The organism is uncultured Shimia sp. (assembly GCF_947498095.1).
Lineage (GTDB): Bacteria > Pseudomonadota > Alphaproteobacteria > Rhodobacterales > Rhodobacteraceae > Shimia.
This window is the reverse complement of the sequence record NZ_CANMJE010000013.1, coordinates 23,057-46,163: the sequence shown is the minus strand read 5'-3', so window position 1 is coordinate 46,163 and position 23,107 is coordinate 23,057. Positions and strand designations below refer to the sequence as shown.

General features: G+C 54.5%; 18 protein-coding genes and 1 tRNA gene. 4 read left to right on the top strand and 15 right to left on the bottom strand.

Going from position 1 to position 23,107, the window contains the following annotated elements; genetic code table 11:
* Window positions 1-61: 61 nt before the first annotated feature.
* The 11 genes from Q0932_RS17470 to Q0932_RS17420 all read right to left on the bottom strand — a co-directional run bounded on the left by Q0932_RS17470 (window position 62) and on the right by Q0932_RS17420 (window position 12,895).
* The gene (locus Q0932_RS17470) at window positions 62-1,528 is read right to left on the bottom strand and encodes a mannitol dehydrogenase family protein (RefSeq protein ID WP_299356005.1); all 1,467 of its coding nucleotides are present in this window, start codon (window positions 1,526-1,528) and stop codon (window positions 62-64) included.
* The gene (locus tag Q0932_RS17465; RefSeq protein WP_299356003.1) at window positions 1,528-2,301 is read right to left on the bottom strand and encodes an L-iditol 2-dehydrogenase; all 774 of its coding nucleotides are present in this window, start codon (window positions 2,299-2,301) and stop codon (window positions 1,528-1,530) included. Before Q0932_RS17465 ends, Q0932_RS17470 begins: the two co-directional genes overlap by 1 nt.
* Complete coding sequence (locus Q0932_RS17460; protein ID WP_299356001.1) at window positions 2,298-3,302, bottom strand: ABC transporter ATP-binding protein; 1,005 nt, start codon at window positions 3,300-3,302, stop codon at window positions 2,298-2,300. Before Q0932_RS17460 ends, Q0932_RS17465 begins: the two co-directional genes overlap by 4 nt.
* Window positions 3,303-3,312: 10 nt before the next feature.
* A complete protein-coding gene (locus Q0932_RS17455; RefSeq protein ID WP_299355999.1) occupies window positions 3,313-4,146 on the bottom strand; it encodes a carbohydrate ABC transporter permease in 834 nt (277 codons plus the stop codon).
* 12 nt (window positions 4,147-4,158) lie between these two features.
* Window positions 4,159-5,097 (bottom strand): sugar ABC transporter permease, encoded by a 939-nt coding sequence (locus Q0932_RS17450; protein ID WP_299355997.1) that lies wholly within the window; start codon window positions 5,095-5,097, stop codon window positions 4,159-4,161.
* 160 nt (window positions 5,098-5,257) lie between these two features.
* Window positions 5,258-6,541, bottom strand: coding sequence for a sugar ABC transporter substrate-binding protein (locus Q0932_RS17445; protein ID WP_299355995.1), 1,284 nt, complete (start codon window positions 6,539-6,541; stop codon window positions 5,258-5,260).
* Between the two features lie 117 nt (window positions 6,542-6,658).
* Window positions 6,659-7,693, bottom strand: coding sequence for a LacI family DNA-binding transcriptional regulator (locus Q0932_RS17440; RefSeq protein WP_299355993.1), 1,035 nt, complete (start codon window positions 7,691-7,693; stop codon window positions 6,659-6,661).
* 513 nt (window positions 7,694-8,206) lie between these two features.
* On the bottom strand, window positions 8,207-8,785 hold the full coding sequence (locus Q0932_RS17435; protein WP_299355991.1) for a DUF3726 domain-containing protein: 579 nt from the start codon (window positions 8,783-8,785) through the stop codon (window positions 8,207-8,209).
* Window positions 8,782-10,470 (bottom strand): hypothetical protein, encoded by a 1,689-nt coding sequence (locus tag Q0932_RS17430; protein WP_299355989.1) that lies wholly within the window; start codon window positions 10,468-10,470, stop codon window positions 8,782-8,784. The genes Q0932_RS17435 and Q0932_RS17430 overlap by 4 nt, the downstream gene beginning before the upstream one ends.
* Before the next feature lie 5 nt (window positions 10,471-10,475).
* On the bottom strand, window positions 10,476-11,450 hold the full coding sequence (locus tag Q0932_RS17425; RefSeq protein ID WP_299355987.1) for a membrane dipeptidase: 975 nt from the start codon (window positions 11,448-11,450) through the stop codon (window positions 10,476-10,478).
* Window positions 11,450-12,895, bottom strand: coding sequence for an aldehyde dehydrogenase family protein (locus Q0932_RS17420; protein ID WP_299355985.1), 1,446 nt, complete (start codon window positions 12,893-12,895; stop codon window positions 11,450-11,452). The genes Q0932_RS17425 and Q0932_RS17420 overlap by 1 nt, the downstream gene beginning before the upstream one ends.
* A gap of 104 nt (window positions 12,896-12,999) precedes the next feature.
* Here Q0932_RS17420 and Q0932_RS17415 point away from each other — a divergent pair, with 104 nt between their 5' ends.
* Entirely contained in the window at window positions 13,000-13,872 is an 873-nt protein-coding gene (locus tag Q0932_RS17415) for a LysR family transcriptional regulator (RefSeq protein WP_299355983.1), read from the top strand.
* Window positions 13,873-13,946: 74 nt separating this feature from the next.
* On the opposite strand, the gene Q0932_RS17410 is transcribed toward Q0932_RS17415, so the two are convergent.
* Entirely contained in the window at window positions 13,947-15,176 is a 1,230-nt protein-coding gene (locus Q0932_RS17410) for an acyl-CoA dehydrogenase family protein (RefSeq protein ID WP_299355981.1), read from the bottom strand.
* 224 nt (window positions 15,177-15,400) lie between these two features.
* On the opposite strand from Q0932_RS17410, the gene Q0932_RS17405 reads away from it, so the two are divergent.
* Together Q0932_RS17405 and Q0932_RS17400 are read left to right on the top strand one after the other, a co-directional pair.
* A tRNA-Gln gene (locus tag Q0932_RS17405) sits at window positions 15,401-15,475 on the top strand.
* 648 nt (window positions 15,476-16,123) lie between these two features.
* The gene (locus Q0932_RS17400) at window positions 16,124-17,677 is read left to right on the top strand and encodes a hypothetical protein (RefSeq protein ID WP_299355979.1); all 1,554 of its coding nucleotides are present in this window, start codon (window positions 16,124-16,126) and stop codon (window positions 17,675-17,677) included.
* Between the two features lie 796 nt (window positions 17,678-18,473).
* Here the strand turns inward: Q0932_RS17400 and Q0932_RS17395 are convergent.
* The 3 genes from Q0932_RS17395 to Q0932_RS17385 form a co-directional block, all read right to left on the bottom strand.
* The gene (locus Q0932_RS17395) at window positions 18,474-19,613 is read right to left on the bottom strand and encodes a DUF1214 domain-containing protein (protein ID WP_299355978.1); all 1,140 of its coding nucleotides are present in this window, start codon (window positions 19,611-19,613) and stop codon (window positions 18,474-18,476) included.
* Window positions 19,614-19,625: 12 nt separating this feature from the next.
* Window positions 19,626-20,021 carry an OmpA family protein gene (locus Q0932_RS17390; RefSeq protein ID WP_299355976.1) on the bottom strand — a complete coding sequence of 132 codons (396 nt, stop codon included), beginning with the start codon at window positions 20,019-20,021 and terminating at the stop codon, window positions 19,626-19,628.
* Between the two features lie 95 nt (window positions 20,022-20,116).
* Window positions 20,117-21,646, bottom strand: coding sequence for a DUF1214 domain-containing protein (locus tag Q0932_RS17385; RefSeq protein WP_215969725.1), 1,530 nt, complete (start codon window positions 21,644-21,646; stop codon window positions 20,117-20,119).
* 185 nt (window positions 21,647-21,831) lie between these two features.
* Between Q0932_RS17385 and Q0932_RS17380 the strand changes: the two genes are divergently transcribed.
* Window positions 21,832-22,881: an AraC family transcriptional regulator gene (locus Q0932_RS17380; protein WP_299355972.1), complete on the top strand. Its 1,050-nt coding sequence runs from the start codon at window positions 21,832-21,834 to the stop codon at window positions 22,879-22,881.
* Window positions 22,882-23,107: the final 226 nt, after the last annotated feature.

Sequence of the window (23,107 nt, the reverse complement as noted above, 5' to 3'; positions counted from 1 at the left end):
CCTCACAATAGAGTTTGGTGCGAAGGTTTCGCACGCATGGATTTCGAAAGCGTTGCGAAGCTTAAGACTTGAGGTAGGTAGCTAACGTTTTTTCCAAACCATCTTTCCAAATCAAGCCAAGCCACCGAGCAAAGGTTTCAGAGAATTGCGAGTTGTCTGCCAAGTCTCCGTAGATTTGGCGCATTTTAAGCCAAGCGGCGGGACTCTTTCTTGCGTCCTTGGCCTTCGCACTCAATTCATCCCAGTAAGGGTCATTGGGCTCAATCTTGCTGCCATCCTCACGCGACCCTTCACACATCCGGGCCCACATCGCTTCGACCAGGGCCAGCCCTTCAATCGGGCTGCCTTTGGCCAGCCCTTCACGGATGGAGGGTATGACAAATCCCGGATGCCGAGACGATCCGTCAAACGCCACGCGACGGGTCGTGTCGACGATCTTTGGATTTGAGAACCGGCTGTGGATGAGCCCGACATAGTCCTGCGGCGTCATATCTGAGACAGGCTGGATAAGAGGCGCGATTTCTTCTGTTGCCACTTTGGTAAAGAGTTGGCCGATAAGATCGTGCGCCATACAATCTGCGATCGTCTGAACCGAAAGAATCTCACCAGGCACCGAGATCACCTGATGCCCACCATTCAGAATTCGGATCTTCATCGCCTCATAGCCGTGAACATTGTCTGAGAAGGTCGCGCCAACCTTGTCCCAGTCGGGCCGTCCGGCGCAGAAGTTATCTTCAATGACCCACTGGCGGAATTTTTCATGGGTCACTGGCGCCTGATCGTCAATACCCAACTCACGCGCCAGAGCCAGCTCGTTCTGGCCTGTCGCGGGCACGATGCTATCGACCATTGAATTTGGAAAGGTGCAGCTGGCCTCAATCCAATCCGCAAGCTCGGGGTCGGACAATCGTGCTAAAGACACAACGGTCTGGCGCAGAACATCTCCGTTGCCAAGCAAGTTGTCACAGCACAGGCAGGTAAAGGGTCCTATGCCCTGATCACGACGCACTCGAAGCGCGGCGACTATCGCTCCAAAAGCCGTTTTTGGGCGCTCCGGATTTTGACTGTCATGAACGATCTCCGGATGTGTTTCATCAAACCCTTTGGTGGCCGGGTCAATGAAATACCCTCCTTCGGTCACGGTCATGGCGACAATGCGAATGTCCGGCAGGGCCATCCGGGCGACCAAGGATTGATTGCCTTCTTCGATAGGTAAGTAATCAATCATCGACCCGATCACTTCTGCAGAAGAAGACGTCGGACCCAGTTCTATCAATGTGGTCAGGCAGTCCTGTGCCAACAGCTTTTCCCGCATGTTGGCGTCGTAGCTGCGAACACCTGCGCCGACTATGGCCCAGTCAAGCGCATCACCCTGCTGCATCAATCGATGAAGGTACCATGCCTGATGGGCGCGATGAAAGTTACCCAGGCCAATGTGTACAATCCCCGGCTTGAGCTGTGCGCGATCGTAATGCGGGCGCAAGACAGCCTTGGGAAGCTCGTTCAAAGTTGCATTGTTCAACTTCATCAGCTCATCCAATTTCCACCGTCGACATTGTAAGTCTGTGCCACAATGTAATCGGCGTCTTTAGAGGCAAGGAAAACTGCCATGCCCGTTAAATCTTCGGCCTGGGCCATGCGTCCAATTGGGACTGCTCTGCCGACTTCGCGTTTCTTTTGGCCAAGCGCCTTGCCCTCGTACTTGGCGAATAAGGCATCGACGCCGTCCCAATGTTCCCCATCAACCACTCCGGGCGCGATGGCGTTCACATTGATCCCATGCGAGACGAGGTTCAGCCCGGCCGATTGCGTCAAGCTGATCACAGCCGCTTTGGTCGCGCAGTAAACCGCGACCAAGGCTTCGCCCCGTCGTCCTGCCTGACTGGCCATGTTGATGATCTTGCCCTTTATGCCTCGATCGATCATGTGGCGCGCAACCGACTGCATTGTGAACAGGGTTCCGCCGACATTGATGTCAAAGGCGCGCGCATAGTCTTCATGGGTGATCTCAACAATCGGGGCGGCCGTGAATTGGGCAGCATTGTTGATCAAGACATCAACCTGACCAAAGACGGACGCTGTTTTGGTGACAGCGGCGTCAATGCTGTTCCGATCAGTCACGTCCATTTCAACGGCAACAGCATCGACACCGATCTCGCGCGCGGCGTCATGCGCTCGGTCAAGGTCAATGTCTGCAATGGCAACGCGCGCGCCTTCGGCCACATAGGCCTTGGCGAAGGCGCGCCCAATGCCCCGACCGGCCCCGGTTATGAGCGCCGTTTTGCCGTCCAGACGCTTCATTCGATGCGCAGTCCTTGCGCGTCGAATTTGTGAATTCGATCGACTTGTGGCGTCAGATAGATTGTGTCGCCATGTTTCACGGCGATATCCCCGGTGATCCGGATCGTAACCATATCTGCAAGGCCGGTGTCATGGACGTGGACGAACGTGTCTGAGCCAAGATGCTCCGCCACGCCCACGGTGCCTTTCCAGGTACCTTCTGTCATGCTGACATCGGTATGTTCTGGTCGAATTCCGACAGTGTGTGCGCCGAACTTTTCGGCCTCTGGCCCCGAAAAGATGTTCATTTTCGGGGATCCGATGAAGCCAGCCACAAACACGTTTTTGGGCGCGTGATACAAATCCAGCGGTGAGCCGACTTGTTCGATGACGCCGGCCTGAAGCACAACGATCTTGTCGGCCATGGTCATGGCTTCGACCTGATCGTGCGTTACGTAGATCATGGTCGTCTGCATACGCTCATGCATTTCGCTGATCTCAAGCCGCATGCCTACGCGCAAGGCTGCATCGAGGTTGGACAATGGTTCATCAAACAAGAAGGCCGACGGGTCCCGAACAATGGCGCGACCAATTGCGACCCGCTGACGCTGACCTCCTGACAGTTGCCCTGGCTTGCGGTCCAGATAGTCATTCAGGTTCAGCGACTGAGCTGCAGCCTCAACGCGCTTGTCGATCTCGGCTTGATCCATTTTTTCCATCCGGAGAGGGAAACCGATGTTCTTGCGCACCGTCATATGCGGATAGAGAGCATACGATTGAAACACCATCGCCAAGCCGCGTTTCGAGGGTGGAACCTCGGTCACGTCGGCCCCATCAATGGCGATGTTTCCCGATGTCAGATCCTCAAGACCGGCAATCATACGCAAAAGCGTGGATTTACCACAGCCCGACGGGCCGACGAATACAGCGAACTCGCCGTCTTCAATTGTCAGGTCCAGCGGTGGGATGACTTCCACCTCACCAAAGGTTTTTGATACTTGATCCAGTACAATACGTCCCATGATCTTTTCCTTATTTCACAGCGCCGAAGGTCAAGCCTTGGACCAGTTGTTTCTGACAGAACCATCCCAACACAACGATCGGGCCGACAGCGGCGGTAGACACTGCCGAGAGGCGCCCAAAGAACAGGCCCTCGGGGGCACGGTTGCCTTCGATAAGTTTTGAGAGTGTGGCCGCGTCGATGGTTGTGAGACGGACAGTCCAGTACGCTTCGTTCCAGCAAAAGATGAAAACCAGAAGCGCAGTAGAGGCAATGCCACCCCAGGCTAGCGGAACAAGGATCTCTTTGATCTCGCCCCAGGTGTTGACGCCATCCATCTTGCCGGCTTCGATGATGTCTTTCGGGATCTCTTTGAAGTATGTGAAGAGCATCCAGATTGCGATTGGCAGATTGATTAGGCTCAAAACCGTGATGATGAGAATGTGCGTGTCATAGAGCCCGATGCCCTTAGCCAAAAAGATCATCGGATAGAGCACTGCCGCGGCGGGCAGCATTTTTGTCGACAACATCCACATCAGAACGTCTTTGGTCGCGCGACTTGGGTTGAAAGCCATGGCGTAGGCCGCCGGAACACTGACAACAAGTGTAAACACTGTCGCGAAGACGGCTGAGATGACCGAGTTCCGGGCAAAGCGCCAGTAGTCGTAGTTTTCTGTCATGTTCAGGTAGTTTTCGAGCGTCGGAGTGAAGAAGATCAGGTGCTCTGGCTTCACCGCGTCCGCGTCTGTCTTGAAACTTGTTAGAACCATCCAGAAGATTGGGAAGAAGAAGAGCAGGCCGACAGCCCAGGCCAAAACAGGCCGCCCATAGGTGCTGAACTTCGAGGATTGTGCAACAATTGCCATGATCTGGTCCTCCTATTCCATCAATGTCTTGCCAACCATGCGCAGCAAGAAGATGGCGACAATGTTGGCAAGGATGACTGCGAAAACACCGGTGGCACTGGCTGCGCCGATGTTGTTGTTGGCGAATTCACCGATCAGGTAAGGCAGGTTTTTGTTCCCGTTGCCCCGGCTGACGATTTCGATTTCCGCATAGAGCGACAGGTGAAAAATTGCTTGGATCATGACCACAATCGCAATTGGGCGCCCCAAGTGTGGAAGTGTCAGGAACCGGAATTGTGACCAAGTGCTGGCACCATCCAGAACCGCAGCTTCTTTCTGCTGCTGATCCTCGGATTGAAGCGAGGTCATGAAGATCAGAACCGCAAACGGTGTCCATTGCCAGGTCACCATGATGATGACCGCATATGCAGAGGTTTGCGTGGCCCTGAAAGAGATAGGGTTCAGTTCTGGCCAGAGTGAGAAGAACGACCCAATGATGGGCGCACTCCGCAGTGAGTCGAGGAGGTCGTTGATATTGCCGACAGCGATACCCTGAAGACCCAGAACGGGGTCGAGGATCATGTTGATCCAAAGAACAGCGTTCACGGCTGGCATCACGAAAAAGGGCGAGATCAAAAGAACGCGGACGATACCCTGACCCGGAAAGGTCTTGTTGATCAGCACAGCGATCAGAACGCCAAGGATAACGGTCAGAAACAGAATGCTGCAGACGATGAGCAGGCTGTTTTGAATGGCAAGTAGGAAGTCCTTGTTTTTCAGAACAAATTCATAGTTGCCCAGGCCGCGCCAGTTGCTGAGGCTTGGCGTTGTCCACTCGGGGCGACGCAGGCTGTTCAGCACATAGCGGATGAACGAGAAGTACAGTGTCATCCCTAGAGGGATTAGCATCCATACCAAAAGCATCAGAACCGCGGGCGCTTGAAGAAGGCGGGGAAGCTTTCTGTCAGACATGATCCTATCCTCCCGACAAAACGACATTGCCGTTCTGCCCGTGATGTTTGGGTTGAGATTGTTTGGACTTTATTTGTCGCTGGTTTGTTTTTTTAAAACAACCGGCAGGAACTTGAGGTGGTCAGGGCCCGATCAGGTCGGACCCTGCCATTTCGCAGGGTTAGTAGTACCCGGCTTCTTTCATGATCGCGTCTGCCGCTTTCTGCGAAGCCGCCAGAGCGTCTTCAACCGACTTAGCACCGGATAGAGCCGCAGCCATCTCCTGTGCAACAGCTGAGCCGACTTCCGGGAATTCCGGGATCGCGGCGAACTGGACGCCTACGTAAGGCTTGATGTCAGTCGCTTCGGGTGCGGCGCTTTCGATTGCAGCCAATTCTGCGGCAGCAAAGCCAGCAGCGGCTTGGAACTCAGGGATCGCATAGGTCGATGCACGCTGACCGGTTGGGACTGAACCCCAGCCGAATTTAGGATGGTTGCCAACGGCCTGAACATAGTCTTTCGAAGTTGCCCAAGCGATAAAGTCAGCCGCAGCCTCGGCATTGGGTGACCCTGCTGGAATGGCCATTGCCCATGCCCACAACCAATTTGCGCCAACGGGGTTACCTGAGTTTGGCGACTGTGCATAAGCAACGCCGTCAACTTCTAGGAACGATGCTGCGATAGTGGCGTCAATCCACATGCCGCATTTGCCTTCGTTGTACAAAGCTAGGATCTCGTTGAAAGAGTTCCCTTCCGAACCGGGGGGGCCATAGTTGCCGAGCAGATCAACATAAAAGTTGATAGCAGCGTTCCATTCAGCGCTGTCCAGTGCCGGCTTCATGTCCTTGTCGAACCAGGCGCCGCCAAACGAGTTCACAACTGTCGTGATGAACGCCATGTTGTCGCCCCAGCCCGGCTTGCCGCGTAGGCAGGCGCCGTAAACGCCGTTGTCCGGATCGTGGATTGCAGCCGCAGCGGCTTTGACGTTATCCCAGCTGTCGTTGTCTGCGATGGTGACACCAGCTGCGTCGGTCAGATCCTTGCGGTACATGACCATCGACGACTCACCATAGAATGGTGCGGCGTAGAGTTGACCTTCGTGCGACAGGCCGTTGCGCATGGCAGGCAGAATGTCGTCGACGTCGTAGTCGGCTGAGAAGTTCAGCGGCTCGATCCAGCCCGCCGCTCCCCAGATTGGCGCTTCCTGCATACCAATATTGATGATGTCATACTGACCGCCGCCGGTTGCGGTGTCAGAGGTCACCTGCTCGCGCAGAACGCCTTCTTCCAGTGAAACCCAATTGAGTTCGATGCCGGTTTCGGCGGTGTAGGCCTCTGCAACAGTTTGCATGTTGATCATGTGGCCGTTGTTCACAATCGCGATTGTTAGGCTTTCGGCGGTCGCAGCGGAGCCCGCCAACAGCGCAATTGCGCTTGCCGCACAAAATGCATTTCTAAGAGACATCCGGAGTCCTCCCTAGGTTGGATGTGGTAGTGAAAGCTAGCAGTACTTATTGTTTCGCGTCAATCAAAAAATTTACGCGCGTAAATTATTGGGGTGATGCTAATTGATTTCAATACCTTAAGCGCTTCCACGCATTACTAACTTGCCCTCGAACAGTGTCTCTTCGCGTTGCTTTGGTTGTTTTTCCCCAGAATCAATGAGCGACAGAACGGTCTCAACGCTCCGAGTGGCAATGGCGTCATAGTCCTGTGAGACCGTGGTCAAACTTGGGCATGTGAACTGCGAGAAGGGATGATCATCGTGTCCCGCAATCCTAAGCGTTGCGTTCGCATCCCGCCCAACCTTGATACCGTTTTCAAACGCCGCCGAGAGCAATCCGATGGCCAGCCTGTCGTTTGAGCACAGAATGGTGTTTGATGGTAAGCGCTGTTCCGTCAGAATTCGACCGCCCTCACGAAAGCCGATTTCTTCAAAGTTCCAACCCTGCCCAGAAATCTGGATCAGGTGAGGTTGATGCCCCAGCCTTTCCATCGCCGTGATGTACGCATTGCGTCGCTTAAAGGCGTTTGGGTTGATTGGCGTTTTCATTTCAAAGAAAGCTGGCGGTTCTCCTGACCGGCACAAATAGTCAACGATTAAGCCGATGCTCTGGTCATTGTCCGAACCGAAAAATGCGATGCCAACATCTTCGAGATTGGCATCAAAAAGCACAGTTGGAACCTCGCTGGCAAATTGCGCAACCTTGTCATCCTGCGACATCCGTCCAATTGGCGCTATCAGAACAGCCGCGGGCTTGATGGATCTGAGGCTGTCGAGATTGGAAATCTCTTGTTCGGGTCCGCCATGAGAACTGAACAACAAGGGATTGTAGCCTGCTTTGACGATGAGCCCTTCTATGGTGCGTGCGATCCCTGCAAAAAACGGGTCGGCTAAGTTTGGAACCACCAAGCCGATGTTTTTGGTCATGCGGCGGTTCTGATTGACCGCATAAATGTTTGGCCGATAGTTGTGCTTTTTCAGTGCGGCCTCGATCTTTTGCCGTGTCGATTTGCGAACGCTTTCAGGATCATTGAAATATTTCGAGACCGTCGGACGGGAAATACCGCTTACGGCTGCAAAGTCCTCCATGTTCTTGATTTTCGTACCGCTCATGGATGAGACCCTTTGCTGTGCCGCGTCAATTGCCCTCGAAGAATGCTCAGAGAAAAGATGTCTGTAAAGATTTAATTTTTCGCGCGTAAAATTTACCTTGTCCCGCGTAGTGCCATAGGCGCGTGCCCTTTGTTCAAACGTAACCCTACGGGACCAACGCGGTGAAAGCGCATTTGTTCATCTCACGTTCATCTTTCTGATCGCCTGAATGTCATCTGGCCGTGGCACAGTAATTCTTTAGACCTGCGCAGGCCGGTCTCAAGAATGCGCTTTTAGGCAAGGCAAATCTGTGACGCAGCAAGAATTCCGGGTTGGACAGGATGTCATCGACCGGCGCCTTTGTCGTCGCGTCGTGCGGTTCTGTCTGGGTTGCACACTCATGAATTAGGCCATGTCAGGCGGCCCGTTCTGCTGTTGCCAAAACTGAGTTGTCCGATTGCGGTAAACAACAACAGAATCTCTGGATGCTATAGACGGCTCAAGGCCTGTCGCAGTCTCGATGGTTCCCTCCCTTCAATCGTTGTCAGAAAGCCCAGCTCCAGCCCCCAATAGTCTCGATTCTTCTGTCGCCGGGGCATATGTCAGGTGGGCCCAGCGGTTGAGCGTTGCCCAGTCTTCTGGGATTGGGGTCGCTCGTGAAGCCACTTCCCGTGGGCTATCCACTGTGTCGCAAACTCCAATCACGAGGCTCTGACCGGGGCTGGTCATCTCATTGGGGCTGCTTAGAGCGTGCCCGTCGGTTTTTGCGGTCTGCCCGTTTGAGGTCAGGCTCAGGCACAGGTCAACTTGCCGGGCCGCAAAAGCCAGAAATGGTAAGACTAACGCGGGCCGTGCGACCTCTGGAAAATCCATGGACCCTTGCGTCAGGTTGGCCGCATTGTCGGTGATCTGCGTGCCAATGCGCAACGGACATGCCGCCTGATCTTCTGCGTCTCGTTCCAACAGTTTGGCCAGTTCATGTACACCATCCATGTCGTTGGCGCAGAGCCAGCGGACGGCCTTGGCTGCTTCCTCGGCCATGCCCCAACTATATTCTGCGCCGCGTGCTGCGCGTTTGGCTGTTGCCTCGACTTCGTTCAGGGAAAAGCTCATGCGGTTTCCTCCGGATAGACCCAAAAATCAGCAGTTTTGGTGGACAGGTCTTCGGGATAGGGGGCGCCCGCATACATCTTGATGCGGACCCAGCGGTCGGATCGCGGATCAAACTGCGTCGCGCCAAAAAATGACAATTTGGCCCTCAACATATCGATCGGCAGCACCGAGTCAGAGATCGTGTTGTCGCGAATTTCACCGTAGGGCGCGATACGGCTGATTTGAGCGCGTCGGACCGTGTGGCGATGCTCGGGGTGGGCATCGAGGAAATCTCGCACCGGCTGAGCTTCGTCCCAGATTTTTAGGGCCTTATAGGCAAGGGCTGCGTCACGGGCAGGGGCCAAAGGCTGCTCATAGGCTTCAATTGGCTCGTCAAAACGCTCGCCCAAACGTGGCTCGAGTTTTTCTTCCGACACGTACCAGGCGCGGGCGCAGTTGGCCTGATCGGTCCAATCGGTCTTCAACGCCCAGCCAAAGGAGCTGTCGATCAATGATTTGACGGCCGCTATCGGCATCGAGCCATCGATCAAAAAGGCTGATGAATTGGTGTCCGCAAGGCAACTGGACAGGCCATCAACAAGATCTGGGTAGGGCTCAAGGATCAACGAGGCGATCAACTCTTGACCCTCCAAACTCAGGGTGTTTTCGCCCCAACGGACAAGTTGGTCCCACGGGTAGTCACCGCCACGCGGGGTTTCAGTTAGACGGGTCTGCAACGCCGCCAGGTCCTGTTTCAGATCGGCGCATTTGGCTTGCTGAATGGGATGCTCGGATGCCCACTGGTCAACAGATGTTGAGCTGCGCGCCAACAGGTGGTGGAACCGCTCAATTGCGTCCTGCGACGCGTGTTCCACACTGCGTACACGTGCGATGGCTTCTTCCCGCACCATGATCCAGTTGTTGAACAGGACCGGGTGGTTGATGATGTAGGGTGCCATGCCAAGGCCGGTGGAATTGCCAATTCCAAGACTTTCGGCAATTTCAGACGACATCTGGACCGCGGACTCACCGCCGCGCAAACGCGCCATGTGGTTGACCAAGTCCCGCACAAAGGTACGTGTCAGGTAGACGGACAGCATTTCAGCCTGAAACGGCGCGGACATTTCCGGGCGCTGGGCGATTTTTTCAAAATCGGCCGACCCCAGCTTGCCTGATCCGTACACGGCGGTGGTGCGCATCAGATAGCCGACGGCATCAACTTTGGAGATGTCAGGTTGTTCACCACGTGAAAGCCTGTCGACAAAATGCTCCCACAGTCGAACGGACCTGTTGGCGCGGCTGACAGACAGGCTTTGTTCGTCGACACGGCCTGCTTCTTGCAGAGGAACGTTTTGCGACAGCCGCTCGATGTCGGCTTTGGTGGGGGTGCCGTCGAAGAGGGTAAAGGTCGCGTCCCATGCTGTGGCAATCACGCGGTCGGACCGCATTTCCGGCGGCAAGTCATGGGCAAAGGCAACCAGGGAATAAGTGTGTTCGGGTCCTTTGGCACAATAGACCGCATGTCCAACGCCCCGCGCGTCGATGTCAAAAACCGGCCTTGAAAATTGCCAGTCTTCACGCGCCATGCGTCGCGTCAAAATACGCATGAAGCTAAGCCGGCATTGGTGCAACGACCCCAATCGTGAAAGGCGCATGACCGTTTCTGGTGAGCGTCTGGGTATTTCTGTCTGCGCGACGTGTTGCATAGGCGTTATCCCATCGAGCTAAAGTTGTCCTTAAAGAAGCGGTACCAGTTACCGCCCATGATACCCGCCACGTCATCGTCACTCAGCCCGGTCGCGCGCAGGCCGTTTTCGATGTTGCCAAAGTGGCGGTTGTCTTCAAACCATGTTGGCATCGAAGGAAAGCCCGGCGCGCTGGCCGACCCTTCGCCATAGTCGATCTCTTTGCTCCAGCGCCCGACCCGCATCCATTCGACGATGCTGTCTGGCTGGTCCTGGCAGAGGTCTGTGCCGATGCCCAGATGCTCTGCGCCATAAGTGTCAGCGGTGCGGGCGATCATCTCGCAAAAGCTCTCCAAGGTGCAGTCGGATTTGTCTTTCAGGTGATGAGGGTAGACCGAAAACCCAAGCATGCCACCGTTTTCTGTCACCGCGCGGATCACCTCTGGCTTTTTGTTGCGCAGGGCAGGGGACCACTCATAGGGGTTTGCGTGGGTAATCGCGATGGGGCGCTCCGAGATCTCGGCCGCTTCAATGGTCGAACGATCTGCGGAATGGCTCATATCGACCACGAGGCCAACGCGATTCATCTCTTTGATGACTTGTCGCCCCATGCGCGTGATGCCGGTGTCTTCGGCTTCGTAACACCCCGTAGCGAGCAGCGACTGGTTGTTATAGGTCAGCTGCATGAAGCGCGCGCCCAGCGTGTGCAGGATTTCCACCAACCCGATGTCATCTTCGATGGGCGAAGGGTTCTGGAAGCCAAAAAACACCGCCGTGCGCCCGGTGTCCCGTGCGGTGTCAATGTCCCTGGCGCTGAGCCCTTTCATGATCAGATCAGGATATTGCTCGAACCAGCGGTTCCATTTTTCAAAGTTCAAAACCGTCTCACGAAACGTCTCGTGATAGGCGATCGTCACGTGCACTGCATCCACGCCACCTTGGCGCATCTGGCGAAAGATTTTTTCCGACCAATTGGCGTATTGCAGTCCGTCGATGCGCATCAGACCGGGTCTCCGGCGCTGATATAAGCGGTCTTGACCGTGGTGTAGAACTCAGCGGCTGCCTTGCCCTGTTCACGTGGGCCATACGAACTGTCACCGCGTCCCCCAAAGGGCACGTGATAATCCGTGCCTGCGGTCGGCAGGTTGACGGTCACAACTCCGGTGCGCGCATTGCGCCGGAAGTGGGTGGCCCGAGCGAGGCTCTGAGTGACGATGCCTGAGGTCAGCCCGAAATTGGTGTCATTGACGACGCTCAGCGCCTCATCATAGCTGCCCACCTTAATTACACTGGTCAGCGGCGCGAACATTTCTTCGCGGTTGATACGCATGTCGTTGCGGGTATTCAGGAACACGCCCGGTGACATGTAAAACCCGTCATGTGGCATGTCGAGACGCGCGCCGCCACAGGCCAGCTCGGCCCCTTCGGATTTGCCTAAGTCAACATAGGCGAGGTTCTCGGTAAGCTGCTGCTGGCTCACAACAGGCCCCATCTGGGTGCCATCCTCAAGCGCGTGCCCGACTTTCATAGCCTGTGCGCCGGCAACCAGCTTATCGACAAAGGCATCATGGATGCCGGCGTGCACCACGAGGCGCGACGACGCGGTGCATTTTTGACCGGTGCTGCCAAAGGCGCCCCCCAGTGCCAGCGAAACAGCCAGATCCAGATCCGCGTCGTCCATCACGGCCAAGGCGTTTTTTGAGCCCATTTCCATCTGGACCTTGGTCAGGTTCTGGATCGCGGCGGTGGCGATGCCTTTTCCGACTGGAACTGAGCCGGTGAAGGAAATCGCATCGATCATCGGGCTTTCGACCAGCTGTTGGCCAATTGCACGTCCAGACCCCATCACAAGGCTGAAAAGACCCTTGGGGATGTCCTGCTTGGCGATGATCTCGGTTAGCGCCACGGCCGAGGCCGGGGTGATATTGGCGGGTTTCCAGACCACGGCGTTGCCATAGCAAAGCGCCGGGGCAATCTTCCATGATGCAGTGGCCGTGGGGAAATTCCAGGGGCTGATGATCGCGACCGTGCCAATGGGTTCTCGACGCACATCGACCTCGATGCCGGCCCGCACACTATCGGAATTCTCGCCGATCTGGCGCAGGCATTCTGCCGCGTAATAGGTGAAGAACTGTCCGGCACGGAAAACCTCACCTTTGCCCTCGGCCAGGGGTTTACCTTCCTCCCGGGCCAACAATGTGCCCAGCTCTTCGGAGCGCGCCATCAGTTCGTTGCCAATCGCGTTCAGCACCGCCTGTTTGCGTTCCAGCCCATAGGTGGCCCATTCGGCTTGCGCCACACGTGCCTGTACTAGCGTCGCCTCTAGCTGCTCGGAACTGGCCTGTGCAAAGTGACCTATCAAATCACTCAGATCAGACGGGTTGCGGTTCTCGATCTCGCTCTCGCCAGCCAGCCAATCGCCGGAAATCAGGTTCAGTTGGGTCACGTCGGGCCTCGGATCATTTAAGAAAGGGTTGGGTGCACCATGGACTCGCGGCTAGATGTCAGTCAAACTCAAACAACTTAAGTTTATTTCAGGAAAATTGAAATTTGACACTGAAGATAGAAATGATGCGAAGCTTTGTTACGGTGGCGCAAACTGGGAACCTGATTGAGGCCGCGGACCGATTGGGGCGGACACCATCGGCCTTATCCATGACCTTGAAGCAATTCGAAGAGCATTTGGGCAAAAGGCTGTTTCTTGGGGAACGTAAGAACCGGCTGACACCTCTCGGCACTCAAGTGTTTGATCTGGCACTCAAGCAGGTTCGCCAGTTTGATGAGGCCGTTCAAAGCATGGAAACGCTGGCGCGCGCGGGGCAGGGGTTGTTGCGGATTGTGTCGGTGCCGTCCGTGGCGGCCATGCTTTTTCCTTCGATCTTGGCGCATATGACAGAGCAATTTCCCGGTCTCAAACTGGATTTGCGCGATACCGACACCGAGCAAGTGTTGGATAGCCTCGCTGAGGGCAAAGCGGATATCGGCGTCGCTTCGGGCCATCACGCGTTAAAGGAAACCCGCGCAAGTTTGCTGTTCGAAGACAGATTTGGCCTTGTCTGTTCGGCAGACCATCCTTTGTGGCGCCAGAAAGAGAACCCCAGTCTTGAAGATGTTTTTGCGCATGACTTCTTACGCAACACCCTGTGCGACCTGATCGAAACCAAGGACTTTGCTTCAACCCTCAGGCAAACCGATATCACCATCCACAACACACATTCGTTGCTTGCAATGGTGCGTTCGGGGAATTGGGTGACTGTTTTGCCGAGAACTGTGGCGTCCTATATGCCAGACGCCACACGGTTTCGCCCGATCCGGGACCTGAAAGACCACCGGCAGGTATTTATTTACCAGCGTGAACAGCCGCGGTTTCCAGAGATTACAAAGGCCTGTACGGACTTTATTCAAGGGCAACACTTTGGATAGATCGCTCGATGGAGCGTGGGGAAAGACAAAAGGGGCACCCAAGGCGCCCCTTTCTTGCATCCTGATTGGTGGTCTCAGACCTTTTGCTGGGTGTACTTCTTCAGCTCTTTGCGGGCGACCTGACGGCGGTGAACCGCGTCCGGGCCATCTGCCAGCCGCAAGGTGCGCACCTGGGTCCATGCGATCGCCAGCGGTGTATCCTGAGACACGCCTGTGCCACCGAACATCTGTACTGCCTCATCAATCACCTTGAGCGCCGTGTTAGGGGCCACAACCTTGATCTTGCTAATCCAAGGGGCCGCGGCACGGGCATCGCCCTGATCCATGAACCAAGCGGTCTTGAGACACAGCAATCGAGCCATCTCGATCTCCATCCGGCAGTTCGAGATGATGTCATAGTTCGCGCCCAGATGCGCGATGGGTTTGCCAAAGGCTTCACGGTTCAGCGCGCGTTTGCACATTTGTTCCAGCGCAGACTCGGCCTGACCAATGGCGCGCATACAGTGGTGAATACGTCCAGGCCCAAGGCGACCTTGGGCAATCTCAAATCCGCGTCCTTCACCCAAGAGGATGTTCTCCGCAGGGACGCGTACATTGGTAAACCGGATGTGCATATGTCCGTGGGGCGCGTCATCATGGCCATAAACCTGCATGGGCCGCAGCACTTCGATACCGGGGGTTTCAGCAGGGACCACGATCATGGATTGACGATTATGGATGGGGAGGTCTTCGCCGCCAGTTTTCACCATCACAATATAGACTTTGCAGCGCGGATCGCCGGCACCCGAAGCCCAATATTTCTCACCATTCATCACATAGTCATCGCCATCGCGAACACAGGGCATCGACACGTTGGTCGCGTCAGAACTGGCGACGTCGGGTTCAGTCATCAGATAGGCCGAGCGGATATCACCTTCGAGCAATGGTTTCAGCCAGCGTTCCTTCATGTTGTCGTTGCCGTAACGCTCGAACACTTCCATGTTGCCGGTGTCTGGCGCAGAACAGTTGAACACTTCAGCACCCAAAGGGGTCTTGCCCATTTCCTCTGCGAAATAGGCGTACTCGACCGTGGTCAGACCAAATCCCTTGTCGCTGTCGGTAAGCCAGAAGTTCCACAAGCCACGTTCTTTGGCCTTGGCCTTAAGGCCTTCCAGAATCTCTGTTTGCCGTGCGGTATAAGTCCAGCGGTCGCCTGTTCCGATCTCGGTGTGATAGGCATCCTCCAGCGGCATGATCTCGTCCCGGATCATCTCGCGGACGCGATCCAACAGCTCTTCGATTTCCGGTCGCAATCCCAATTCCATCGGTTTTCTCCCAAGTTTTTCTGCGTATCAGCATGACCTACTACTCGGTATGTTGTCCATCGCTGCAAACACAAGTGACGCGAGGTAGCAATTGCCCGACGCCACGTTCTCTGCCTGGACCGCGCGCATCAACGGCTTTCAAGGACGAAGTCGAAAAAGGCTGGAAAAAGTGTGTTTGGGGTCTTGCGCCTCATTCATTCCCGCATTAATTAGCGCTTCACTGTTGGGATGTAGCCAAGTGGTAAGGCAACTGTTTTTGGTACAGTGTACCGTAGGTTCGAATCCTACCATCCCAGCCACCTCTCCTTAGTTCAGTAAACTAAGCACCCGGGACGCCCGTAGTCCTAGGAAATGCCCCCGTTTATGCCCCAGTTGGTTTTCACGAGATCTAGGTGTTGGCGGGGTCGCTGACACACTGCTGGCGTGGGCTCTGACCATGGGTTTGGATACGAACTGTACTTGTTGGTGCTGACCTGACCTCCCCCAGATGAGCGGGAGAGGTCGTTGGCGTTAGGTCTGAGTATAGTAAGCCGATCTTGGGCATAGGGATAAGTAATGAAGGAGCAGGAGGACGGGGCGTAGCAGTTACCCAGCCCCCCAGTACTACCCGATCATCCTCCCAGATCAGAAGAACCAAGATAGGAAACTCTCTCGTTGAAATTGTTTCGAAGCAGGGTTGAACATAACAGGAACATGCCCTATATACAACGTTCAGCCGCCCGCATCCCGTGGGCAAACAATCAGCGTCTAGTGACGCTATAGCGATACCTTCGCTATTGGACCTCGCAAAGGTCCTCATTTTTCAAAAACATCTAGAAAGTCGGCTCGTGGAGTGCACCGTGATTTATCACGTTTGCAACCTCTTCGCGTCTGGCTTTGAAATTTCCTCAAGGGTGTTTTGCCTTTGAGGTCTCATTTTATTTTAGACGAAGAAGGTATCATGGCTTTTGCACACAAACTTAGAAAACTCAAAGTCCACCAAGAAGGCGCAATCAACAAAATCAACGCCGAAGTTTGGGGAATGTTCGATAAATCCAGCTTACGCCCGTCCACTCGACGTTCACGTGTACTCGGAGCATTCAGAAGTTGGGAACATAGTCCGGCATATCTGGCAGCTAAGCTGTCAGGATCTCGCCTGCGCCAACCCAAAACGTGGAGGGGCCAAACCAAAGGCTAACTATCGCAGCCAGCTTCGCGTTCTGATCCTTGATCTCTACGTCGCTTGGAAAACGGATCCCGATCTCAGTATCGGGGTCCACCTGTCCAATACGGCTTGGAATACGAGCTCCAGATATAACGCACTTCACCTGTCCCGGATAATGCCGGGGCTGGTACATCGGCTTGCGGATCAAGGCTTTATCCACTTGTCGAAGGGCAGCTATGCGGGTCCCGGGGCCAAGACCAACAGAACGGCCCGTATCATCGCCGCTGAACCTCTCAAGAAACTGTTTCGGGAGGCGAAGTTCGGTCGGGAGCACATCTCGGTGTATCCCGTCAAAGAATGTATCATCATGCACGATCTAAAGAAAAAGGAGGTCGAATACGAAGACACCGAAGAAACGCATCAGATGCGGGCTGACCTGAACGCTTATAACCAACTTCTGGCCCGAACCTTCATTGATGTTCCGGATCAAATAGTCCCGGTTATCGAACGCCCAATTAAGTCAGGGCCTCGTCAGGGAGAGATTGCTCGGGTTCCGATTTGCACCATGGATAATCCCGTTCGCCGTATCTTTAATCGCAACGATTGGAGCTGTGGTGGGCGTTTCTTTGGGGGGTGGTGGCAAAGCGTTGGGTCCGAGTTCCGCAAACGTATCCATATCAACGATGAGCCAACAGTGGAGGTCGACTATCAGGCGCTTCATGTCGCCATTCTATCTGCGCGGCATGGGGTTGACGTGACCGGAGATCCTTATGAGTTGGAGGAAGGCCTTGTGGATGGTTGTACTCCGGCGGAGCAACGCAAGCTCGTTAAGGCGCTCGTGTTGATGGCACTGAATGCCAAAGACAGGAGCACTGCTTGCAAGGCTTTTCGGCAGGATTGTTCTACAGGTTCTCGTGGAAAATCAATGACCAATAAGGAGTTGTTGGGGTTACTGGATGCGTTCACCGAGAAGCACCCGAATTTGGTTAAGGATCTTTGCTCAGACCAAGGGGTTCGCCTGATGAACACTGACAGTCAAATAGCATCCCGGATCATCAACTTCTTCACTCGGAGGGGAATCCCGGTGCTGGGTGTGCATGACAGCTTCCTGATCAACTACAAGATGGCCCAGAGGCTCAAGGTCGCTATGACTGCGACAGCTCGGCACTCCGTTGGCCGTTCCATTGTCTTATCGAACAACTATCTGGGGCTGGATGAGGTGGAGAGACAGTCCCCTGATCTCGTTGAGGACTATGTTCAAATGCGGCAACGGGAACGCTGCCCCGAGTATCTAGTGCGTCAACGGCTCTTCAACGAGAGAGTTTCCTATCTTGGTTCTTCTGATCTGGGAGGATGATCGGGTAGTACTGGGGGGCTGGGTAACTGCTACGCCCCGTCCTCCTGCTCCTTCATTACTTATCCCTATGCCCAAGATCGGCTTACTATACTCAGACCTAACGCCAACGACCTCTCCCGCTCATCTGGGGGAGGTCAGGTCAGCACCAACAAGTACAGTTCGTATCCAAACCCATGGTCAGAGCCCACGCCAGCAGTGTGTCAGCGACCCCGCCAACACCTAGATCTCGTGAAAACCAACTGGGGCATAAACGGGGGCATTTCCTAGGACTACGGGCGTCCCGGGTGCTTAGTTTACTGAACTAAGGAGAGGTGGCTGGGATGGTAGGAATCCTTGCCGACCCTTTGGTAACATCGACTTACGGCAGCCTCTGAACAAACTGGGGCGGTTACTGGGGCATCACAGAGCGCTAGCGGAGTGAGGATGGGACCACGGCTAGCCACTGGGAGCCCCGCTGAAGGCAGGACTGAGACCCGATGGCCGGGGCTGTCGGTGTGTTGGGAGCACAGCAGCCGTCCAGTTTACCCGCAGCGTTGGTTGGGGAGCGGTCTTTCGATGAGGGTCGCGCCAAGGTCGGATGTGCGGACTTTCCAGACCTTCAACTGGTTCAAGTTTACGACCGCTTCGGCCACCTGCGGACTTTCGTTGCACACAGGCTTACTATGACAAGCAAATGCGAAACGGGCGTTTAAAGCTGCAACGAAAGGCTGGCCGCTAGTCGACGCACTGACGGATATGTTTTGCGGATTACTATCCCACTTGGAAGGCGGGATAGCGAAAGATCTCTTTTGCGACTTTACTCTACAGGTTCGAAGTCTCCAGGTTTCCAGCTCTTGTCGAACCAAGGCTCCAATGGACCGTAAAGGCGCATCATTGCGTTAAAGCTTCGGCCCGGAGCTGTTTGCGCCCAGTTGTTTTCCCAACCCTCCGGCGCTTCGGGGCCGAAATAGACGGTGTAACTGCCGTCCTCATTGGCTTTGATCCCTTCGCCGTTAGAGTCTATTCCACCGGATTTCTGATCGGTTTCAAGGATCGACCGTGTTTGACCGCTATACAGCATGAACGACCAGAAGTTATTGGCAAGAACCGGACCGGGAAGTGTGACTTTGTAGGTATTGGATCCATCCAGATACTCCCCGTTCACATCCCGCGCGGTCATCGCGTAAACTGACCCCGATCCTACGGGCGGCGATGTCATGGCTGGTGTGATACCAGTCGCCATATAGAAGAAATAACTCCGGTCATCCAAGATACGTGCACCGTCTTCCAAGAAAAGATAGCTTTGGCGCTGGAACGGCGAATTCCACTGGCGATCTTCATAGAAGTAAACGCCGGGGTCACGCGCGGCATAGGTGATCGAACGCGCTGTGGCATTGGCGATTGCTGCGGCTTCGACCATGATTTCCCGCATCCGTGCATCGGGTTCAAATGGCTCGCCTTTTTTCAATCCGATAGAGGCAAACGTGCCTACAATCTCCGGATCAAAGGCACCGATCGGGTTGTTGTTCAGCGCAACGTCAATCTCATGAAAGAAGTCCTCGTTGTTGGCGTGAACCGTTTTGTACTGGACATCCGACACGTTGATGAATTTCTCGGCCGGTGGGTTGAGCGAAGCGATCTTCATTCCATCCAAAAACGCAGATGTCGCGCGCATCAGATCAAGATTATCAAAGGTCTTTTGGACAGTTTCAGGCGACGGCATCCCGTCGAAGAAACGCAGATCGCCCAAGGTCTTTGTACGCACAAGGTCCGGGGTCAGGACATTCTCTGGAACCATCGCCGCATATTCCGCTGTAGATTGTGCGGGGACAACAATTTCTTCCGCTGGCAAAGCCTCTACTGTTTCGTCCAAAAGCACGAATTCAACCCTGCGGTTCAGAGCACGGCCTTCATCGCTTGCGTTGGATGCCACCGGGCTGATTGATCCGGCACCCATGGCAACAAGGCGTTAGGGCGCAACATTGAAAGGTGCATCCAATAGTGCAGCTCTCACCGCTTCGGCGCGACGCTGTGAAAGGCCGATGTTATAGTCAAAGTCACCAGTGCTGTCGGTGTGGCCAACGATCGCCAGACGCATATTGGGGTGCAAACCCATAGAGCTGGCAAGTTTGAAAAGCACCTGATCGGAAGTGCCACTCAACTCGGCACTGTCATTTTCGAAAAAGCCTCCACTCATGGAAACACGCCCGTCTTCGACCAGAACTTCCCGAACGCGTGCGTCTGTCAGTTCTCCGATTGCTTGTGCCCGGATATCTGTGCCGGGCTTGCGTACCGTTTGCGCATACCCGGCACTGGCCACGATACCGAAACTCAAGGCCAATACAGCTGTGCAAGTTTTTAGCATAAAGCGTGATTCCCTGTTTCTTGTCTCCTGAGAGGGGAAGTCAATCCGGCGCTGCCCACTTTGCGGGCAACGCGACTTTTTTCTTGGAGACAGATTTACTGTGAGACCTTTTCCAGATCTGGCAGGACCCAACCGCTTTGCAGCCAGCCTTCTTCCGGGCCGTAAAGCCGGAACAGGAGAAAGTATTCTTCTGTGGTCGGGATCCAGTTACTTTCTTTGCCGTCCGGAGCTTCAGGGCCGAAATAGATGTCATAAGATCCGTCGTCATTGACCTGCATTTCCTCGGCATCACGCGCGGACAGGCCTACACGCACAACGTCCCGGATGAACCCTTTGGTTTCCATCGAATAGACGATCACCGACCAGAAATCTTTTGCTGGTGTATCTTTGGGAACGTTCAATGTGTAATTTTTGGTGTAGTCCAGAATGTCACCGTCGCTGTCATTCAATCCCGTCAGATAGAATGTCCCGCCACCCAGATATTTCGGCAGATATGTTATCCAGAAATAGCTCCCTCCGGCCCGATCATCGAGCAACACTTCTTCGTCGGTTTCATATGGAAAGCCAGCTTCTGCCTGACCGGGCGCAAAATCCCAGACCAGCCATTGGGATTTTCTTTCACCTTTGTCATCAACCCAAAGCGGTACCGTTGATTTACCCGGCGCGACAAAGAAATCCTGCATCGCCGCATATGCCAGAACCAACCCTTCGTTCATTGCCGCCAATTGGCGTTCGGTGGGCTCGTATGGTTCGCCTTTTTCGATGCCAAGGCTCTTGAGCATGGACACCATGACCTTGTCCTGCGGGCGGATCGGGTTGCCCTGCAGATAGTCGTTCATGTCTTCAAAGAACGTGTGGTTGTAGTAGGGCAGTGAATCATAGGGCAGCTGTGACGCCTCGTGATACGTGGTCGCGGGTGGGTTATCCGCCTCGGACAAGTAATACACCTTGATCTGCTGCGCATACTCGGCTGCATCGGCATCCGTCGCACCATTGTACAGCCGGGGTCGGAACGAGAACCCGTACTGATACGTGTCCGTTTCATACACAAGATATCCCTCTGCCTCGAGATCGGCCTTGGATTTGTCCCCATCATAGCCCGGCGGCAACAACAGATACTTTCCACCTTCGCCCTTATCGGCCCCCGCCGGCCCGACGTCCTCGATCGGGACATCCCAGGCGTTCACGATAGTGCCAAAGTAACTGACATTATCGGTGGCTGCCGGGACTTCGACAATCAGCGGACCCGGCTCAGACGTCATCGACCCCCATGCATAGGCTGTAACATCGTTTGGTGTCAGGAACCCGTGCTTGGAATCAAAGGGTTGCTTCAAGTAAACAACATCGTTGATGTCGCCGCCCAAATCGCGCTTTGTCGCTTTGATGAAGTCGACCATACCAACAGCAGGCATTCCCCAGATCGCCGTTTGCGTTGCCCGTTGCACCATTATTTTATATTCGACGTCTTCGATTTCGGCAGACCGGGCAAGAATATCGCCTGTGTCGTTAAAGGTCTGGGCCATAGTAGCGGGAACGCCAAGCGCGACGGCCGCGACAAGCGCCAGAGCAGAGGCGCTTTGGAAGGGTGTTGCCAATTTTGTCAAAAGAGTTTGTGGAACAGGCACTTGGTTCTCCTTATTTGATCAGGTGCTGGAAGGCCTTTCAAGAAACCGGTTAAGGTCCTGTGCTTGATGCCTAAACGCGCTGTTGAACGAACATGTCGTCCAAACGGCGAACCCGACTATCGCACAAAGATCATTGTCAGAAATATCATTTCACGACACACTGCCTGTATTTAGTCGGAGACATAATGTCAGCTTTTTCACCAGCGATGATAACCGCCAAAGCTCTCGGGGCCATGCCCGCGTTTGCATTAAGCGAACTTGGTCATCGCAAAACGCTCCGGATAATGTCAGGTGCTGGCTTGGTCGAAAAGTTTGTCAGCGAACGAGAGGGTTTCATCCCTGAATTTGCGTTATGTGAATTCGTCGCAGGGGTCAGCCGGGAACTGGGCGAAGATAATCTTGGTCTACTGTTTTCGCCCTTTTTGACGGTCGCGGACTATGGTGCATGGGGGGACTATGTGCTGTCAGCACCGGACTTGGGCACGGCCCTGAAGCGCGCTCAGCAAGAGATGCGCCTGCACTCGTGCACGGATCGGGTACAATTTGTCACCTTTAACAATCTGGTGTCCTATTCCTATGCATTTGGTCTGAAAGCCCATCCAACATATCCAAATATGGCTTTCAGCGCTGTTGCCGCAATGCTGAGCATTCCTAAACACTTTTTGGGAAAGGATTGGGCGCCGCTGAAAATCGAATTCGATTTTCCAGCAGGGAACCGCGAAACAGCGGCGGAAGACACATTTGGCTGCCCGGTTTTGTTTGGTGGCTCGAAATTAAGGCTGTTGTTCGACAAGACCGTACTGCATGCACCAAACCCAGACCCGAATGTTATCCAAAAGACCACACGCAATGACATTCTAAGGGAACGGTCGGCCCCACCGACCAACTTCCCCAACTCCGCCCGTTCAGTCGTTGAATTGCACCTGGCCGCGCAAGATGTTTCTCTTGAGCGGCTTGCGCTATCAATGGGGATCGGCCCCAGAGGTGTGCAAAGGCAGTTGTCCAGGCACGGCACAGGATTTCGCCAAATCCTGAACGAATCCCGCATGAAACGCGCTCAGGATTTGCTAGGGATGAAAGGGAGCACTGTGGCCAGTGTTTCCGAGGCTTTGGGGTATGAAGAACCGGGAAATTTCTCCAGAGCATTTGCACGATATTTTGGAGTGTCTCCCACAAAGTTCGCCAGTGCAGCTTCGCCTCATAGTATTTTAAATTTGGATAGGCCTTCCAAGTAACGGATAACCTATTGATCCTTGTCGAAGCCAGGCGTTGCCGGTACTTTGAGTTTCCGGTTCTATAAGCTTGGCGCAGTTGCAGCTATTGGCGGCTCTGTACATTTGTGATTTGACCTTCGCTATCGGAACAAATGGCTGCTTTCCGCCCTTACCGCCAATTCGTGCTGTTTGCAGCATTTGTCAGCTTTGGGCTCAAACCTGCCGTTTACTGCAATTGGCATCAAGG

Bases quoted from the DNA above. Each gene is read 5' to 3' on its own strand.
- Q0932_RS17430 (WP_299355989.1), bottom strand. From the start codon at position 10,470: ATGCAACACGTCGCGCAGACAGAAATACCCAGACGCTCACCAGAAACG.
- Q0932_RS17395 (WP_299355978.1), bottom strand. From the start codon at position 19,613: ATGGGTGCCGGATCAATCAGCCCGGTGGCATCCAACGCAAGCGATGAA.
- Q0932_RS17390 (WP_299355976.1), bottom strand. From the start codon at position 20,021: ATGCTAAAAACTTGCACAGCTGTATTGGCCTTGAGTTTCGGTATCGTG.
- Q0932_RS17440 (WP_299355993.1), bottom strand. From the start codon at position 7,693: ATGAGCGGTACGAAAATCAAGAACATGGAGGACTTTGCAGCCGTAAGC.
- Q0932_RS17470 (WP_299356005.1), bottom strand. From the start codon at position 1,528: ATGAAGTTGAACAATGCAACTTTGAACGAGCTTCCCAAGGCTGTCTTG.
- Q0932_RS17410 (WP_299355981.1), bottom strand. From the start codon at position 15,176: ATGGAATTGGGATTGCGACCGGAAATCGAAGAGCTGTTGGATCGCGTC.
- Q0932_RS17435 (WP_299355991.1), bottom strand. From the start codon at position 8,785: ATGAGCTTTTCCCTGAACGAAGTCGAGGCAACAGCCAAACGCGCAGCA.
- Q0932_RS17445 (WP_299355995.1), bottom strand. From the start codon at position 6,541: ATGTCTCTTAGAAATGCATTTTGTGCGGCAAGCGCAATTGCGCTGTTG.
- Q0932_RS17380 (WP_299355972.1), top strand. From the start codon at position 21,832: ATGTCAGCTTTTTCACCAGCGATGATAACCGCCAAAGCTCTCGGGGCC.
- Q0932_RS17425 (WP_299355987.1), bottom strand. From the start codon at position 11,450: ATGCGCATCGACGGACTGCAATACGCCAATTGGTCGGAAAAAATCTTT.
- Q0932_RS17455 (WP_299355999.1), bottom strand. From the start codon at position 4,146: ATGGCAATTGTTGCACAATCCTCGAAGTTCAGCACCTATGGGCGGCCT.
- Q0932_RS17460 (WP_299356001.1), bottom strand. From the start codon at position 3,302: ATGGGACGTATTGTACTGGATCAAGTATCAAAAACCTTTGGTGAGGTG.
- Q0932_RS17465 (WP_299356003.1), bottom strand. From the start codon at position 2,301: ATGAAGCGTCTGGACGGCAAAACGGCGCTCATAACCGGGGCCGGTCGG.
- Q0932_RS17450 (WP_299355997.1), bottom strand. From the start codon at position 5,097: ATGTCTGACAGAAAGCTTCCCCGCCTTCTTCAAGCGCCCGCGGTTCTG.